Origin of the sequence: Streptomyces sp. R33, assembly GCF_041200175.1 — a bacterium.
Lineage (GTDB): Bacteria > Actinomycetota > Actinomycetes > Streptomycetales > Streptomycetaceae > Streptomyces > Streptomyces katrae_B.
On the sequence record NZ_CP165727.1, the window covers coordinates 5,640,582 to 5,655,427 of the forward strand.

General features: G+C 73.4%; 14 protein-coding genes and 2 tRNA genes. 11 read left to right on the forward strand and 5 right to left on the reverse strand.

The window, feature by feature from the left end; translation table 11 throughout:
• The first annotated feature begins 270 nt into the window (after positions 1–270).
• Complete coding sequence (locus tag AB5J51_RS25835) at positions 271–852, forward strand: biotin transporter BioY (RefSeq protein ID WP_136224878.1); 582 nt, start codon at positions 271–273, stop codon at positions 850–852.
• 84 nt (positions 853–936) lie between these two features.
• Here the strand turns inward: AB5J51_RS25835 and AB5J51_RS25840 are convergent, their stop codons facing one another.
• Complete coding sequence (locus tag AB5J51_RS25840; protein WP_369778752.1) at positions 937–2,370, reverse strand: amino acid permease; 1,434 nt, start codon at positions 2,368–2,370, stop codon at positions 937–939.
• A gap of 221 nt (positions 2,371–2,591) precedes the next feature.
• Between AB5J51_RS25840 and AB5J51_RS25845 the strand changes: the two genes are divergently transcribed.
• Positions 2,592–3,077, forward strand: coding sequence for a ribose-5-phosphate isomerase (locus AB5J51_RS25845; RefSeq protein ID WP_053786852.1), 486 nt, complete (start codon positions 2,592–2,594; stop codon positions 3,075–3,077).
• Between the two features lie 72 nt (positions 3,078–3,149).
• The gene (locus AB5J51_RS25850) at positions 3,150–3,956 is read left to right on the forward strand and encodes an Fpg/Nei family DNA glycosylase (RefSeq protein ID WP_053786851.1); all 807 of its coding nucleotides are present in this window, start codon (positions 3,150–3,152) and stop codon (positions 3,954–3,956) included.
• Between the two features lie 21 nt (positions 3,957–3,977).
• Here the strand turns inward: AB5J51_RS25850 and AB5J51_RS25855 are convergent, their stop codons facing one another.
• Positions 3,978–5,213: a GNAT family N-acetyltransferase gene (locus tag AB5J51_RS25855; protein WP_369778753.1), complete on the reverse strand. Its 1,236-nt coding sequence runs from the start codon at positions 5,211–5,213 to the stop codon at positions 3,978–3,980.
• A 132-nt stretch (positions 5,214–5,345) separates the two neighbouring features.
• Here AB5J51_RS25855 and AB5J51_RS25860 point away from each other — a divergent pair, with 132 nt between their 5' ends.
• The 3 genes from AB5J51_RS25860 to AB5J51_RS25870 all read left to right on the forward strand — a co-directional run bounded on the left by AB5J51_RS25860 (position 5,346) and on the right by AB5J51_RS25870 (position 9,823).
• Positions 5,346–6,473 carry a PP2C family protein-serine/threonine phosphatase gene (locus AB5J51_RS25860; RefSeq protein ID WP_234382107.1) on the forward strand — a complete coding sequence of 376 codons (1,128 nt, stop codon included), beginning with the start codon at positions 5,346–5,348 and terminating at the stop codon, positions 6,471–6,473.
• Between the two features lie 126 nt (positions 6,474–6,599).
• The gene (locus tag AB5J51_RS25865; protein WP_053786848.1) at positions 6,600–7,439 is read left to right on the forward strand and encodes an ABC transporter ATP-binding protein; all 840 of its coding nucleotides are present in this window, start codon (positions 6,600–6,602) and stop codon (positions 7,437–7,439) included.
• Positions 7,439–9,823, forward strand: a complete 2,385-nt coding sequence (locus AB5J51_RS25870; RefSeq protein WP_369778754.1) for an FtsX-like permease family protein — start codon at positions 7,439–7,441, stop codon at positions 9,821–9,823. The genes AB5J51_RS25865 and AB5J51_RS25870 overlap by 1 nt, the downstream gene beginning before the upstream one ends.
• Positions 9,824–9,994: 171 nt before the next feature.
• On the opposite strand, the gene AB5J51_RS25875 is transcribed toward AB5J51_RS25870, so the two are convergent.
• Together AB5J51_RS25875 and AB5J51_RS25880 are read right to left on the reverse strand one after the other, a co-directional pair.
• A complete protein-coding gene (locus tag AB5J51_RS25875; protein ID WP_053786847.1) occupies positions 9,995–10,597 on the reverse strand; it encodes an AAA family ATPase in 603 nt (200 codons plus the stop codon).
• Positions 10,594–11,214 carry a DUF4232 domain-containing protein gene (locus AB5J51_RS25880; protein WP_369778755.1) on the reverse strand — a complete coding sequence of 207 codons (621 nt, stop codon included), beginning with the start codon at positions 11,212–11,214 and terminating at the stop codon, positions 10,594–10,596. The genes AB5J51_RS25875 and AB5J51_RS25880 overlap by 4 nt, the downstream gene beginning before the upstream one ends.
• Positions 11,215–11,504: 290 nt before the next feature.
• Here AB5J51_RS25880 and AB5J51_RS25885 point away from each other — a divergent pair, with 290 nt between their 5' ends.
• The 4 genes from AB5J51_RS25885 (at position 11,505) to AB5J51_RS25900 (ending at position 14,413) form a co-directional block, all read left to right on the forward strand.
• Positions 11,505–12,893 (forward strand): aspartate aminotransferase family protein, encoded by a 1,389-nt coding sequence (locus tag AB5J51_RS25885; protein ID WP_369778756.1) that lies wholly within the window; start codon positions 11,505–11,507, stop codon positions 12,891–12,893.
• The gene (locus AB5J51_RS25890) at positions 12,890–13,354 is read left to right on the forward strand and encodes an HD domain-containing protein (protein WP_136224872.1); all 465 of its coding nucleotides are present in this window, start codon (positions 12,890–12,892) and stop codon (positions 13,352–13,354) included. The genes AB5J51_RS25885 and AB5J51_RS25890 overlap by 4 nt, the downstream gene beginning before the upstream one ends.
• A 176-nt stretch (positions 13,355–13,530) precedes the next feature.
• On the forward strand, positions 13,531–13,725 hold the full coding sequence (locus AB5J51_RS25895) for a hypothetical protein (protein ID WP_030297273.1): 195 nt from the start codon (positions 13,531–13,533) through the stop codon (positions 13,723–13,725).
• A 352-nt stretch (positions 13,726–14,077) separates the two neighbouring features.
• Positions 14,078–14,413 (forward strand): hypothetical protein, encoded by a 336-nt coding sequence (locus tag AB5J51_RS25900; protein ID WP_369778757.1) that lies wholly within the window; start codon positions 14,078–14,080, stop codon positions 14,411–14,413.
• Between the two features lie 74 nt (positions 14,414–14,487).
• Here AB5J51_RS25900 and AB5J51_RS25905 read toward each other — a convergent pair.
• Positions 14,488–14,558: transfer RNA gene (locus AB5J51_RS25905), tRNA-Gly, on the reverse strand.
• A 168-nt stretch (positions 14,559–14,726) separates the two neighbouring features.
• Here AB5J51_RS25905 and AB5J51_RS25910 point away from each other — a divergent pair.
• A tRNA-Pro gene (locus AB5J51_RS25910) sits at positions 14,727–14,803 on the forward strand.
• The last annotated feature ends 43 nt before the right edge of the window (positions 14,804–14,846 follow it).

A 14,846-nucleotide genomic window follows, 5' to 3' on the forward strand; every position in this document is an offset into this window, starting at 1 on the left:
CTCTCGTGCTCGGCAGCGGCGGTGGGGGCTCCGCAGAGGATTGGCGGGACCCTACAGTCTCGCCGGACGGCGCCCCTCCGTGCAAAACGGACGTGTTGTCTGAATCTGGCTCGTGACGCGGATCACTGCCTGTCAGGTGTGAACCGGCCTCTTTGTGCACTCCCCACCAAACCGGTGAGTAGGGCTTTGTCCCGGCCGGCGGTGGGGAGGCGCCCGGCCGCGCACTAGCGTCGGTGATCGTCCCGTCACCCTCACCCCGCGGAGCCTCCGATGAGCACTGCTTCCGTCTCCTTCCGCCCCGGCGCCGTCCTCGCCGACCTGCTGCCCGCGAGCCGCGTCCGCGACATCGCGCTCGTCGCCGGCGGAGCCGCGCTCACCGGTCTGGCCGCGCAGCTCTCCGTGCCCGTTCCCGGCTCCCCGGTCCCGGTCACCGGCCAGACCTTCGCGGCCCTGCTGGTCGGCACCGCCTTCGGTGCCCGCCGCGGGTTCCTCTCGCTCGCCCTGTACGCGCTCGTCGGCATGGCGGGCGTGCCGTGGTTCGCGGGCGGCACCTCCGGCGCGGGCGGCGCCTCCTTCGGCTACGTGCTCGGCATGCTGCTCGCCGCCACCGTCGTGGGCGCCCTGGCCCGCCGCGGCGCCGACCGCTCGGTGCTCCGTACGGCCGCCACCATGGCGCTGGGCTCCGCCCTGATCTACGCGGTGGGCGTGCCGTACCTGGCGCTGTCCACCGGGATGTCCTTCGGCGCGGCCGTCGCGGCGGGTCTGACCCCGTTCCTGATCGGCGACGCGCTCAAGGCCGCGCTGGCCATGGGCCTGCTGCCCGCCACCTGGAAGCTGGCCGGCCGCAAGTAGCCCCCGTACGGCGAGCGCGGCAAGCACGGCAGCCCCGGACCACGCGAAGTGGTCCGGGGCTGCCGTGCTTGCGTGCATGCGTGCCTAGGCGCGCTCGGCCGCCTTGCGGCGCATGTCGCGCACCACGCCGATGACCAGCACGACGGCGGCGACCAGCAGCGACAGCATGACCGTCTCGCGGTTGTCCTTGTCGTAGACCATGTAGGCCAGGACGAAGGTGATCATCGCGGCGGTGGCCCACGTCAGGTACGGGAAGAGCCACATCTTGACCGTCAGCTTGTCCGGCGCCTCACGGACGAGGATCTTGCGCATCCGCAGCTGGGTCAGGCAGATGACCAGCCACACGAAGAGCGCGATCGCACCCGAGGAGTTCAGCAGGAAGCTGAAGACCGTGTCCGGGGAGCTGTAGTTGAAGTAGACCGCGGCGAAGCCGAAGACCACCGAGCCCAGGATCGCGGCCATGGGCACGCCCCGCTTGTTGACCTTGGCGAAGATCTTGGGCGCGTCACCGCGCTCACCCAGCGAGAACGCCATGCGGGAGGCCGTGTACATGCCCGAGTTCAGGCAGGACAGCACAGCGGTCAGGACGATCACGTTCATGATCTGGCCGGCGTGCGCGATGCCGATCGAGTCCAGGGCGGCGACGTACGAACCCTTGTCGACGATCGACTTGTCGTTCCACGGCAGCAGGGTGAGGACGATGAAGATCGAGCCCAGGTAGAAGACGCCGATGCGCCAGATCACCGAGTTGGTGGCCTTGGTGACCGCGCGGCGCGGGTCCTCGGACTCGCCGGCCGCCAGGGTGACGATCTCGCTGCCCATGAAGGAGAAGACGACCATCAGCACACCGGTGAGGATGGAGCCCCAGCCGTTCGGCATGAAGCCGCCGGCGTCGGTGAGGTGGGCGAATCCCGCACCCGGGTTGTCCGAGCCCGGCAGCACGCCGAACACGGCCAGCATGCCGACGACCACGAAGGCGCCGATGGCGACGACCTTGATGCCGGCGAACCAGAACTCGAACTCGCCGTAGGAGGCGACCGAGCCGAGGTTGGTGACCGTCAGGACCACCATCACGATCAGGGCCCAGCCCCACTGCGGGACGGCGGGGACCCAGCCTTCGAGGATCTTCGCGCCGGCGGTTGCCTCCACGGCGAGCACGACGACCCAGAAGAACCAGTACAGCCAGCCGATGGAGAAGCCGGCCCAGCGGCCGAGCGCCCGGTCGGCGTACGCCGAGAAGGAGCCCGAGTTCGGGCTGGCGGCGGCCATCTCGCCGAGCATCCGCATCACGAAGACGACCATCGCGCCGACGAGGAGGTACGAGATCAGGATGGCGGGGCCGGCCTTGGCGATGCCGCCACCAGAGCCGACGAAGAGACCGGCGCCGATGACGCCGCCAATGGCGATCATGGAAAGGTGGCGGTTCTTGAGACCGGCCTTCAGACCGTCGGAGGGCAGGCCCTCACCGGAGTTTCCGGTGGGGTCGCCTGCCTTCTGAAGGGTCGTCGTGGAGCTCATGGACGGATCCTTAGGTTCTCGGGTTGCGAGGCCCCGGCATTCAAACCTGAGATGAACGCAGGACGGAAGACCTCAGTCCGGATCGTTGCCTTGGGATGAAAGTCCAGGACCTGGGTCCCGCCGTGTCCCATCTGCGTTCTTTGGGTTTACTTGAGCTTTAGAAGTGACTTACGCGACACCCCTCCGCGGATCTTCGGGGCCGCTCGTGCCACACTCGACCCATGCGCGTGTACCTCGGATCCGACCATGCCGGCTTTGAGCTCAAGAACCACCTGGTGGACTGGCTCAAGAACAACGGCCACGAGCCCGTCGACTGCGGGCCCCACATCTACGACGCCGTGGACGACTACCCGCCGTTCTGCCTGCGCGCCGCGGAGAAGACCGCCGCGGACGCCGACAGCCTCGGCATCGTGATCGGCGGCTCCGGCAACGGCGAGCAGATCGCCGCGAACAAGGTCAAGGGCGTCCGCGCCATCCTGGCCTGGAGCGTCGAGACCGCGAAGCTCGGCCGTGAGCACAACAACGCCAACGTGATCTCCGTCGGCGGCCGGATGCACACCCAGGACGAGGCCGTGTCCTTCATCGAGGCCTTCCTGGCGACCCCGTACTCCGGCGAGGAGCGCCACACCCGGCGCATCGAGATGCTCTCCGCGTACGAGACCACCGGCGAGCTCCCCCCGATCCCGGCCCACCACCCGCAGGGCTGATCTTCCGCTTCGCCGTGCCGCCGTGGCTTCCGGCCCGGCGGCACGGCCGTTTCCCGACGTAGGAGCAGAGCAGTGCCCGAGGGGCATACGATCCACCGCCTCGCCCAGGACCACACCGAGCGCTTCGCCGGGCGCCCGGTCCGGGTGAGCAGCCCGCAGGGCCGCTTCGCCGAGAGCGCCGCCCTGCTCGACGGGCGGGACCTGGAGAGCGCCGAGGCGCACGGCAAGCACCTGTTCCTGGAACTCGGCGACGCGTGGGTCCACATCCACCTCGGCCTGTTCGGCAAGCTCGGCTTCGGCCCGGCCCCCGCGCCCCCGGCCACCGACACGGTCCGGCTGCGGCTCCTCAACGCCGAGCACTGGGCCGACCTGCGCGGCCCCACCGCCTGCGCACTGATCGGCGACGCCGAGAAGAAGGCGATACACGAGCGGCTCGGCCCCGACCCGCTGCGCCCGGCCGACGATCCGGACCGCGCATGGAAGCGGATCTCCCGCTCCCGCACCACCGTCGCCGCCCTGCTCATGGACCAGAAGGTGATCGCGGGCGTCGGCAACGTCTACCGCGCCGAGGTCCTCTTCCGGCACGGCATCGACCCGTACCGGCTCGGCAAGGACCTCACGCGCGGCGAGTGGGACGCCATGTGGGCGGACCTGGCGGCGCTGATGCGCGAGGGAGTACGGAACAACCGGATCGACACCGTCCGCGACGAGCACCTGCCCGAGGCCATGGGCCGTCCGCCGCGCGTGGACGACCACGGCGGCGAGGTGTACGTCTACCGCAGGGCGAACATGCCCTGCCACATCTGCGGGGCCGAGGTCCGCACCGCCGACCTGGCGGCGCGCAACCTCTTCTGGTGCCCGTCCTGTCAGACCCGCTGAGGCCGGACCGGCCGGCCCGGCTCAGAAGCCGTGCGGGAGCCAGGGCGCCGCGTCGGTGGCGAAGGCCCGCGAGGCCGCGGCCAGGGCGCCCGGGCGCAGCTCGCGCACCCGGCCCGCCGCCGCCAGCGCGGTCAGGGTGATCCCGCCGAGGTACGCCGAGCCCAGCTCCCGGGCCGACAGCTCCAGGTCCGCCGGGTCCGCCGTCCGCGTGACGCGGGCGGCGCCCTCCGCGTCGCAGACCAGCCGCCACCGCCCCTCGTTCCACGGGCAGAACGCGTCCTCGACCTCCACCACCACGTCCAGCGGAGCCCCGTACGCGCGCGCCTCCAGGGCTGCCGGCAGGTCCACCAGCCGCAGGTGCAACGAGTCCCGCAGGCTCGGCCGCGACCGTCGGACGTCGCTGACCAGGTGGAGCAGCGGATCGTCCACCGGCCGCCTGCCGGCCCGTACGGTCGAGGTCAGGTCGATCTCGAAGAGGTAGCGCCACAGCGCGGCCGTCGTCGCCGGGTCCAGCGCATCGAGATCGGCCACCTCGACCTTGCCCTCCGGGCCCTGCGGCTCCCAGTCCGCCCTGACCCGGTAGCGGGCGTACCCGGCCACCTGGCCGTCCGTCCGCTCCGCCACCACGCACTTCAGCGGCGAGGCGCCCTCGCGCATCGCCTCCGGATCCAGCACGCCCAGCAGCTCCCAGCCGGGCTGCCGCGCCGGCATGCCGGGCCGCCGGGCGACCAGCTCCGCGTACACCTGCTCGCACTCCGGCAGCGCCTTCTCCGGATCGACGAGCCGCAGTCGCACCTCGTCCGTCCCCGGCGGCACCGAGAGCCGTACGCGGGTGCTGTCGACGGCCAGGGCCAGCGCGTACGACGCGATGCCGTAGCCGAAGCGCCCGTAGATCGCCGCCTCCGAGGCCGTCAGCACGGCGAGCGGCTCGCCACCAGCCCGGATGTCGTCGAGCTGGCGGCGCATCATCGACGTGAGCACGCCCCGGCGGCGGTGCGTCGGCGCGACGCCCACCATCGTGACCCCGGCCGCCGGCACCAGTGCGCCGCCCGGCACCGAAAGGCGGAACGAGAAGGCACTGGCCGAGCCGACGCAGGTCCCGCCGTCCCAGACGCCCAGCGAGCGCCCGGGCTCGGTCAGGGACTTGTAGAGTTCCCGCTCCTGGGGAGACTCCGGCACCCCGCCGAACGCCAGTTCCAGGTGGTCGTACCAGACATCCCACTCATCAGCCTGCAATACGCGCATCTCAAGAGCCATACGGCCATCCTTACCAGGGCATTCCGTCACAGTCGAAGGGTTTTCGACCGGCCGGAGCCCCCGGGTCCGGGGGTCCCCCTGCGCATGCACAGCCAGGATGGATAGGGTCCCGAAGCAATGGCCGGAGCACGCATGGAGACGCTCATGGCCCGGATGCGCATGCTGTCGCACCGGGCCCGCACCGCCCTGCGCAAATCCGCCGTCGACTACTTCCGCGGCGACGCCTCCGACTGGCTCGCCTTCGCCGGTCTGCTCCTGACCATTCCCGCCATCGCCTGCGGCACGCTCATGCTGCCGGTCTGGTTCTCGCCGTCCGCCCTCGTCCTGCCGATCGTCGCGGGCGGCCTGCTGCTGCGCCCCGCGAGCCTGCTCGCGCTGTACGCGGCCTCCGCGGCGGCCCTCATCGTCGAGGCCCTGGTCCTCGGGCCGTACACCCTCGGCCCCGCCCGGGTCACCCCCGGCACGGTCCTGGTCGTGGCCGCCTGCGGATTCTTCGGACTGATCATCGCCCAGTTCCGCAGCCGCGTCGGCGTGCCCTGGCGGCGCGGCGGCACCATGCTCTTCGACCTGCGCGAACGCATCCGGGTCCAGAGCAAGCTGCCCGCCCTGCCGCGCGGCTGGCACCGCGAGATGGCCCTGCGCCCGGCCGGCGGCCAGTCCTTCTCCGGCGACTTCGTCGTCGCCGCCCGCACGAACGGCGGCCGGACCCTCGAGGTCGTCCTGACCGACGTCTCCGGCAAGGGCATGGAAGCCGGCTCCCGCGCCCTGCTCCTGTCCGGCGCGTTCGGCGGCCTGCTCGGCGCCCTGCCCCCGCACGGCTTCCTGCCCGCCGCCAACGGCTACCTGCTCCGCCAGGACTGGGACGAGGGCTTCGCCACCTCCATCCACCTCGTCCTGGACCTGGAGACCGGCGACTACGAGCTCCTCTCCGCCGGCCACCTGCCCGCCCTCCAGCTCTCCGCGGGCACCGGCCGCTGGCAGGAGAAGTCCGGCGAGGGCCCGCTCCTCGGCGTCTACGACGGCGCCGAGTTCGAGCCCGCCCGCGGCAACCTGCGCCGCGGCGACGTCCTCATGCTCTTCACGGACGGCCTCGTCGAGACCGCCGACCGCGACATCAGCGAGGGCATCGACCGCCTCACCGGCGAAGCCGACCGCTACGTCGCCGCCGGCTGGGACGGCGCGGCCTGGCACCTGATCGAAAAGGTCGCCAAGGACGTCAACGACGACCGCGCGCTGCTGCTCATCCGCCGCTCGCCCTGAGCACCGGCTGCCCGGGGTGGGGTTTTCCCCACCAGTGATCCGCCTGGCTGCGCCATGTCCGCCCCCGTACCACCGTCCGTAGCGTCGGGACCACGATCACCGGCGGACACGGGAAGGCGGCACACCATGGGGCTCCGGCGGAGCAGGCGGCAGCGCGGCAGCGCGCAGGCGGCGTACGACGGCGCGGGGGAGGCGGCCTACGGCACGGGACACGACAGCACCGCCGCCGTCGAGCTGCGCGGCGTACGGCGCGAGTACGGGCGGGGAGCCGCCACCGTGCACGCGCTGCGCGGGATCGACCTCAGCCTGCCCCGCGGCAGCTTCACCGCCGTGATGGGGCCCTCCGGCTCCGGCAAGTCCACCTTCCTGCAGTGCGCGGCCGGACTCGACCTGCCGACCGCGGGCTCCGTCCGCCTCGGCGGCACCGAGATCACCGGCATGAACGAGAACGAGCTCACCGAGCTGCGCCGCAGCCGCCTCGGCTTCGTCTTCCAGGCCTTCAACCTGCTGCCGTCCCTGACGGTGGAGCAGAACGTGCTGCTCCCGATGCGGCTCGCCGGCGGCCGCCAGGACCGGGCGCGGGCCGCCGACCTGCTCGCCCGCGTCGGCCTCGAGGGCAAGGGCCGGCGCCGCCCCGCCGAGCTCTCCGGCGGCCAGCAGCAGCGCGTCGCCATCGCGCGGGCCCTGGTCACCCGCCCCGACGTCGTCTTCGCCGACGAGCCCACCGGCGCCCTCGACACCACCACCGCCGCCGAGGTCCTCGGGCTGCTCCGGGCCGCCGTGGACTCCATGGGCGCCACCATCGTCATGGTCACCCACGACCCGGCCGCCGCCGCCCACGCCGACCAGGTGCTCTTCCTCGCCGACGGGCTGATCGCGGACCGGCTGCCGCACAGCTCCGCCGCGGCCATCGCCGACCGCATGACGGCCCTGACCGCCCCGGCGTACGCGGGAGCGGCCGCCTGATGCCGCTCCACCCCAACGGCCTGGCCCGGGCGGCGGTCCGGTTCCGGCCCGCCGCCTTCGCCGGCACCTTCATCGCCCTGCTCATGACCGTCGCCATCGTCTCCGCCTGCGGCATCCTGCTGGAGAGCGGAGCCCGGGCGAGCGTCCCGCCGACCCGCTACGCCCAGGCGCCCGTGGTCGTTGCCGCCGACCAGCAGATCCGCTGGCAGATGGGCAGCGGCGAAGGCTCCTACGAGGAATCCGTGCGGGTCCCGGAGCGGGCCCGGGTCGACGCCGCCCTGCTGGAACGGCTGGCTCCGCTCGGGCGGGCCGTCCCCGACGTGGTCTTCCCCGTACGCGGGGATGCGGGCTCTGCCGTGGAGGCCTCCGGCTGGGGGGCGTCCGCCTTCACCGGCGCGCAGCTCAGCCGGGGCCGGACCCCGGAGGCTGCGGGGGAGGTCGTGCTGGGGACGGGCTCGGGGCTCCCGGCCGACCGGGTGTCGCTCGACACCCCGGTCGGGAAGCGGGAGTTCCGCGTCGTGGGACACGCCGAAGGCACCGGTGTCTGGTTCTCCGATGCCGAGGCCCGCGCCCTCTCCGGGCACCCCGGCACCCTCGACGCCGTCGTCGTGCTCGACGCCGACCCGGCCCGGGTCCGCGCCGCCGTCGGCGGCCGCGCCCAGGTGCTGACCGGCGCCGCCCGCGCCGTGGACCCGCAGCTCGCGGGCGCCAAGGAGCTACTGATGGGCCTGGGCGGTTCCTTCGGCGGCACCGCCACCCTCGTCGCCGTCTTCACCGCCGCCGGAACGGTCGCGCTCTCCGTCGGGCAGCGCTCCCGCGAGTTCGCCCTGCTGCGAGCCGTCGGAGCCACCCCGCGGCAGATCCGCCGCACCGTCGCCACCGAAGCCCTGCTCGTCGCGCCGGCCGCGGGCGCGCTGGGCTGCGTACCCGGAATCGGCCTCGCCGCCTGGTGGTTCGGGCAGCTCAAGGCCAAGGGCGCGATCCCGGCCGGGGTCGACCTCGCCGTTTCCTGGATCCCCCTGGTCTCGGCCGTCGGCATCGGCCTCGCCGCCGCCCTGCTCGCCGGCTGGGCCGCCGCCCGCCGGCCCGCCCGGATCCGGCCCGGCCAGGCGCTCGCCGAAGCAGCCGTGGAACGCCTCCGCCCGGGGTGGATCCGTACGCCGCTCGGCCTCGCGGCGGTGGCCGGCGGGATCGCCTGTGCGGGCCTGGCCGCCACCTCCGGCGGGGACGACGCCGCCAACGCCGCGCTCGGCGTCGTCATGCTCTTCATGCTGGCCGTCGCCCTGCTCGGCCCGCTGATCGCCCGCGCCTGCGCCGCCGTACTCGGCCTCCCGCTGCGCGCCGGCGGCGCCTCCGGCGCGCTGGCCGCCGCCAACTCCCGGGCCCACGCCCGCAGGCTCGCCTCCGCGATCACCCCGATCGTGCTCGCCATGGCCTTCTCCTCGACCCTGGTCTTCCTGCACACCAGCGAGGAACGCGCCGCCCGGCAGCAGCAGGAGGCCGGGCTGCTCGCCGACCACGTGATCACCGACCCGCCTTCCGACGCCCGCCCGGGCGTCGCGATCACCCGTACCCCGGTCCTCGTGATGGCCGGCCGCGGCGGCGAACGCCGGCTGCAGTCCGCATCGGCCCAGGGCGTCGCGGGCGATGTCACCACCGTCCAGGACCTGGGCGTACGCGAGGGCAGCCTCGCCGCGCTCCGGCCCGGCACGGTCGCCGTGGACCGGAGCCTCGCGGAGTCCGCCCGCCTGGGGGTCGGCGACCGCCTCGAACTCCGGCTCCCGGACGGGGCTCCGGCGCATCCCGAGATCGTGGCCGTCTACACCCGCGGCCTGGGCCTCGGCCAGGTCACCCTTCCCGCAGCCGACCTGGCCGGCCACACCACGGCCGGGCACGCCACCGAGCTCATGATCCGCGGCCCGGTGCCGGCGGAGCTGGGCCCGGCGGTCTCCGCCTCGGCGGTCCCCGTCTCGGCGTGGACCACGGCCCAGGACCCGGACCGCGAGCTCAACGCATGGGCCAACACCACCATGGCGGCGGTCCTCGGCGGCTTCGCGGCCGTCGCCGCCGCCAACACCCTGGTGATGACCGTCCTCGACCGCCGCCGCGAGCTGCGGATGCTCCGCCTCGTCGGCTCCACCCGCCGCCAGGTGTTCCGGATGCTGCGCTGGGAGGCCCTCCTGATCGGCGGCGCCGGCGTCATCCTCGGCAGCGCGATCGCCCTGGCCACGCTGTTCCCGCTGGCCAAGGCGCTCACCGGGGCGCCCCCGCACATCCCGCCGATGCTGTACGCCTCCTTCGCGGCGGCGGCCCTGACCCTGGGCCTGACGGCCACCACCCTCCCGGCCCGCTGGGCCCTGCGCCGGGGGACGGGCACGGTCTAGCGGTGCCCTAAGGGCTGTCCCGTAATCCCCGGCGGGCGCACGACGACAGCTACGGCGCCTCGCTGCGTTGTCGGAACGTCCGCATACGCCCAGTATGCGGACGCCCCTCCGCCTTGCGATGCACCGCATCTGACGCCGTGCGCTGATCCGCCAGGGATTACGGGACAGCCCTTAGTCGAACCGGATGTGCCGGACGCCGACGAGCGCGCGCCGCAGCCTCGCGCGGAGCGGGCCGTCGGTGTCCGGGGCGGCGCGCAGCCCGGTCACGGCCGCGATCCGGCCCGCCACCTGGGACACCGTGAGGTGGTCGGTGACCAGATGGTCGGCGAACTCCGGTCCGCGCAGCGCCTCCAGACATCCGTCGAGCCGGGCCACCGCGAAGCTCTCCCGTTTCAGCCCGCGCCCGAGCCCTCGCTCACGGAGCCTGCGCAGTACGGTCTCCCGCTCGGCCATCAGCGCGAAGTGCCGTACGTCGTGGCCTGCGGCGCGCAGCCGCCCCACCGTCTCGGCGAAGTAGCGCGGCTCGGTCACGGTCATCGGTACGACAACGGGCCCCGCGTGCCCCTCGGCGGCCAGCTCCAGCACCTCGAACACGCCCTGCCGCCACGCGGGCAGGTCCTGGAAGTCCCCGCGCAGCGCCGGCGGCATCATGCGGTGCAGCCCGAACCCGACGTGCTCCGGATCGCACACGACGCTGCCGGGCAGCCGCCGGTGCAGCTCGTACGCGGTCTGCGTCTTCCCGCCCCCGAAGGGCCCGTTGAGCCAGATGATCACCGGGCCGTCGCCTTCCAGGGGCCGATCCCGAGCTTCCCGGTGTTCCCGAGGTCGACGGAGTGGTGCAGCTCCAGCTCCACCCGGGGCGCACCGGGCCGCGGGGTCACGTCCAGCACCCACCCCTCGGCGGCGGGCACGGCGGAGTCGGTCACCAGGTTCCGCCACACCATGCCGAAGCCGGCCGCCTGGCCGGGCCGGAGCTCGACCCTCTGCGGATCAGCCTCGGTCCCGGTGGGCGCGGCGGCGATCCCGTCACCCCCGTGCTGGACGGCCACCTCGACGGGGGCCCGTTTCCTGTCCAGCAGCCGGATCTCCGGATAGCCCTCGAGTACGTACGGCTGCGTACCGCAGTTGACCAGCTGGATGTCGGCGACGCGCAGCCCCATGGCGGCGTCCCCGGCCCCTTCGAGCAGCCGCACCCCGCCCTCGGGGCACGCGGACGCCCCGGCCGCGGGAGGGGAGGCCGTGACGGTGGGAGGGGAGGCCGTGACGGTGGGCGCGGGGGGCCTCGGCACGCTGGGCCCGGGCGCGGCGGCAGGCGCGGGTGGCACATCACACCCCGCCACCGCTCCCGCCACGACCACCGCTCCGGCCACCCCCAGCACCCACCGAGTCATCCCCCGACCCTACGCCCCACCAACTCCCGCCCCGTCGGCCCGAGGCCCGGCCGCGCCGCCCCGCTCCAGCCCCGCCGGCGTTTGCGGCGCGGGGTCTGGGGCGGAGCCCCAGGAGCCCGGCGCAGCCGGGGCCGCTCGCGCGGCGGCGCCGCACCGGCACCCACCCGACGCCGGCGCACTGCAGCCCCGTCGGCGCCCGAGTCGGGCGGAGCTCCGTGCAGCTGGGAAGCCGGGCCAATCACCCCCGATTGGCCGGTCCGCCGCGCCCGGCGGATCCCTACCGTGCCCCCATGGACCGCACGCTCGCCACCGACCTCGCCCGCCTCCCCGACCTCCTGGAGGCCACCCGCCGCACCGCCGCCGAGACCCTCGCGGCTCTGGACGCCCATCCCGTCGTACCGCCCGCCGGGCCTCCGCGGGACCCCGAACCCCTGCCGGAGCGCGCCGCCGGTGCGGACGCCGCCCTCGCCGCCTTCCGGGACCGGTGGGAGCCCCGCCTCTCGGCCTCCGCCGGCCCTCGCTACCTCGGCTTCGTCACCGGCGGCGCCACCCCCGCCGCCCTCGCCGGCGACTGGCTGACCGCCGTCCACGACCAGAACTCCAACTCCGCCCTAGACCCCGCCGGCCAGGACCTCGAACGCGAAACGATCAGCTGGCTACGCGACCTCTTCGGCCTCTCCGACGCCCACACCGGCACCTTCGTCAGCGGCGCCACCATGTCCAACACCACCGGCCTCGCGATCGCCCGCGAGTGGCTCGGCGAACGCCTCGGCGTCGCTCCCTCCGAGGACGGCGCGGCAGCCCTCGGCCCCGTCCGCGTGCTCTCCGGGGCCCCGCACTCCTCCATCGCCAAGGCCCTCTCCGTCCTCGGCCTCGGCCGCAGCTCCCTCGTCGCCGTCCCCACCCTCCCCGGCCGCGAGGCCGTCGACCCCGCCGCCCTCGACCGCGCCCTCGCCGACACCCCCGGCCCGGCCGTCGTCGTCGCCAACGCCGGCACCGTCAACACCGTGGACTTCGACGACCTCCGCGCCATCGCCGCCCTCCGCGAACGCCACGCGTTCTGGCTCCACACCGATGCCGCCTTCGGCGCCTTCGCCGCGCTTTCCCCGGAGCACGCCCACCTCGCCGCCGGCCTCGACGCCTCCGACTCGCTCTGCATCGACCTGCACAAGTGGCTGAACGTCCCCTACGACAGCGCCGTCCAGTTCACCCGCCGCCAAGACCTCCAGGCCCGCGTCTTCCAGAACGCCGCCGCCTACCTCGGCCCCCTGGGAGACCGCCCCGACCTCGTCCACCTCACCCCCGAGAACTCGCACCGGCTGCGCGCCCTCGCCGCCTGGTTCACCCTCCGCGCGTACGGCCGCGAAGGCCACCGCGAGATCGTCGAGCGCGACATCGCCTGCGCCCGGGCCCTCGGCGCCGCACTCGAGCAGGACCCGGCCTTCCGCCTCCTCGCCCCGGTCCGCCTGAACGTCGTCTGCTTCACCCTCGCCGAGGACCCCACCCCGGCCCGCCTGACGGCCCTGCGCGAGGCGGCGCAGGAGGAGGTGTTCGTCACCCCCACCGTCTACGCGGGAACCCCCGCCCTGCGCGCAGCGTTCTCCAACTGGCGCACCACACAGGCGGATGTACGCCGGGCCGCACGGGCCCTGCGTACGGCGGCGAAGGGGACGGTATGACGCAACGGCAGCAGCAACCGCTGACCCTGCTCGAGGTCGAGGCCCTGGCGCGCTCCGCGCACGAGGGCCAGACCGACAAGGCCGGCCGGCCGTACGCCGAGCACCTCGCGGCCGTCGCGGAGGGAGTCCGCACCCGCGGCGGCAGCGCGGAGCAGCAGGCGGCGGCCTGGCTCCACGACGCCATCGAGGACGACGCGCTCAGCCGGGAGTGGCTGGATTCGGCCGCTCTGCCCCAGCCGGTGAAGGACATGGTCCTGGCCGTCACCAAACGCCCCGGCGAACCGGTGGAGGAGTACGCGGCCCGGATCCTCGCCACGCCCGGCGCCCTCCTGGTCAAGGAGGCCGACCTGGCGCACAACGCGGACCCCGTACGGCTCTCCGTACTGGACGGTCCCACCCGGGAACGGCTGTCCGCGAAGTACGCGTATGTCCGCTCCCTCCTCGGCCTCACCGCGCCGTGACACCGGCCCCGCGCCCGAAATATGCCCGGCGCACGAGCGGTTGGCGGGAAAGCGGCGACGCCGATTCGCCACGGGGCGGATAGCCGGGGCCCGTTGGTGGGAGGATGGTCCATGTGGGGGCGCGCGCGGCCGCGCGCCCCAGGCCGACCAGGGGACGACCGAAGGTGTGATCAGTAGTGGCCATTTCGCTGTCAGTGGTGGTTCTGTTGGCGGTCATCCTGGTGGTGCTCGTCCGCGGGAACCACATCAAGGCCGGCCCCGCGATCGTCGCGGTCCTCTTCGGCTTCTTCCTGGCGTCCAGCTCCATCGCCCCGGACGTCAACCGCTTCCTCAACTCCCTCGCCGACACCATCGCGGGAATCAAGCTCTAGGGGAAGCTCAGGGAGTGCCGGCCGTCCGCCGGTACTCCAGGTCCGCGTTCACCCGGCCGCCCAGCGCGATGACGCCGAGGGTGGCCGCATTCTCGTCGGCGATCGCGTCGTCACATGGGCGACCTTGCTCCTGGTGCCGGCACGGCCGCGCCTCGACGCACCCCTGCGCCGCGACCCCCTCAAGGCCATCCGCGGGATGCCGAGGGGCAAACCGGACGATAGGCTAAAAGTGGCATCAGTACGGCGTAACGGCGTGAGATTTCCCCCTCGGCGCCCCGTGCGACCGCTGCCGCGGGTATCGGAGCCGTCACGCCTCACCGGCCGCACCGTCAGCGTCCAAGGCAGGTTGAACATGAACCGGACACGTCGTCTTGCAGCACTCACACTGTTGGTGGCCCCCGCCCTCGCGCTGGGCCCCGCCGTCGCCGCACACGCCTCGACCACCGCGACCACCGCGGCCCCCGCGGCCGCGAAGTGCAACGTCGAGGTGGATTCAGCCGGCAAATACCACCTGTGGGGTGAGGGGTTCCCCGCCGGCACGACGGTGACCTACTCCGGCTCCACCTCGGGCTCGGTCCCCATCGACAAGTCGGGCAGGTTCGACCTCGGCGGCCTGAGCGGAGCCAAGTACGTCGTCAAGACGGCCGACGGCAAGACCACGGTCACCTGCGCGATGGTCCAGCACTGAGACGTGCGCCAGTTCGGAACGACGAAGGGCCAGGTCGGAGGAAGCATCCTCTGACCTGGCCCTTTGTGCTTCAGAGCGGGCGACGGGAATCGAACCCGCGTAGCTAGTTTGGAAGACTAGGGCTCTACCATTGAGCTACGCCCGCAACGCGTGCGCCGCAGGTCCGGGGGGCCGCGGCACGGACAGCATCCTAGCGGGTCGGGCCGGGGGAGTGCACACCGCATTACGCGCCCGCGGTGCGGCGTCCGGAAACCTTCGCTCAAACCCCGCGCATCGGAGGGTCTCCGGGCATGTACCCTACGTGTCGCACCGACGGGGTGTGGCGCAGCTTGGTAGCGCGTCCGCTTTGGGAGCGGAAGGTCGTCGGTTCGAATCCGGCCACCCCGACCAACAGCACCACCGGCATCGCCATCACAAGATCGCGTTGTGGGCA

Bases quoted from the DNA above. Each gene is read 5' to 3' on its own strand.
- AB5J51_RS25835 (WP_136224878.1), top strand. From the start codon at position 271: ATGAGCACTGCTTCCGTCTCCTTCCGCCCCGGCGCCGTCCTCGCCGAC.
- AB5J51_RS25840 (WP_369778752.1), bottom strand. From the start codon at position 2,370: ATGAGCTCCACGACGACCCTTCAGAAGGCAGGCGACCCCACCGGAAAC.
- AB5J51_RS25845 (WP_053786852.1), top strand. From the start codon at position 2,592: ATGCGCGTGTACCTCGGATCCGACCATGCCGGCTTTGAGCTCAAGAAC.
- AB5J51_RS25855 (WP_369778753.1), bottom strand. From the start codon at position 5,213: ATGGCTCTTGAGATGCGCGTATTGCAGGCTGATGAGTGGGATGTCTGG.
- AB5J51_RS25860 (WP_234382107.1), top strand. From the start codon at position 5,346: ATGGAGACGCTCATGGCCCGGATGCGCATGCTGTCGCACCGGGCCCGC.
- AB5J51_RS25865 (WP_053786848.1), top strand. From the start codon at position 6,600: ATGGGGCTCCGGCGGAGCAGGCGGCAGCGCGGCAGCGCGCAGGCGGCG.
- AB5J51_RS25870 (WP_369778754.1), top strand. From the start codon at position 7,439: ATGCCGCTCCACCCCAACGGCCTGGCCCGGGCGGCGGTCCGGTTCCGG.
- AB5J51_RS25880 (WP_369778755.1), bottom strand. From the start codon at position 11,214: ATGACTCGGTGGGTGCTGGGGGTGGCCGGAGCGGTGGTCGTGGCGGGA.
- AB5J51_RS25885 (WP_369778756.1), top strand. From the start codon at position 11,505: ATGGACCGCACGCTCGCCACCGACCTCGCCCGCCTCCCCGACCTCCTG.
- AB5J51_RS25890 (WP_136224872.1), top strand. From the start codon at position 12,890: ATGACGCAACGGCAGCAGCAACCGCTGACCCTGCTCGAGGTCGAGGCC.
- AB5J51_RS25900 (WP_369778757.1), top strand. From the start codon at position 14,078: ATGAACCGGACACGTCGTCTTGCAGCACTCACACTGTTGGTGGCCCCC.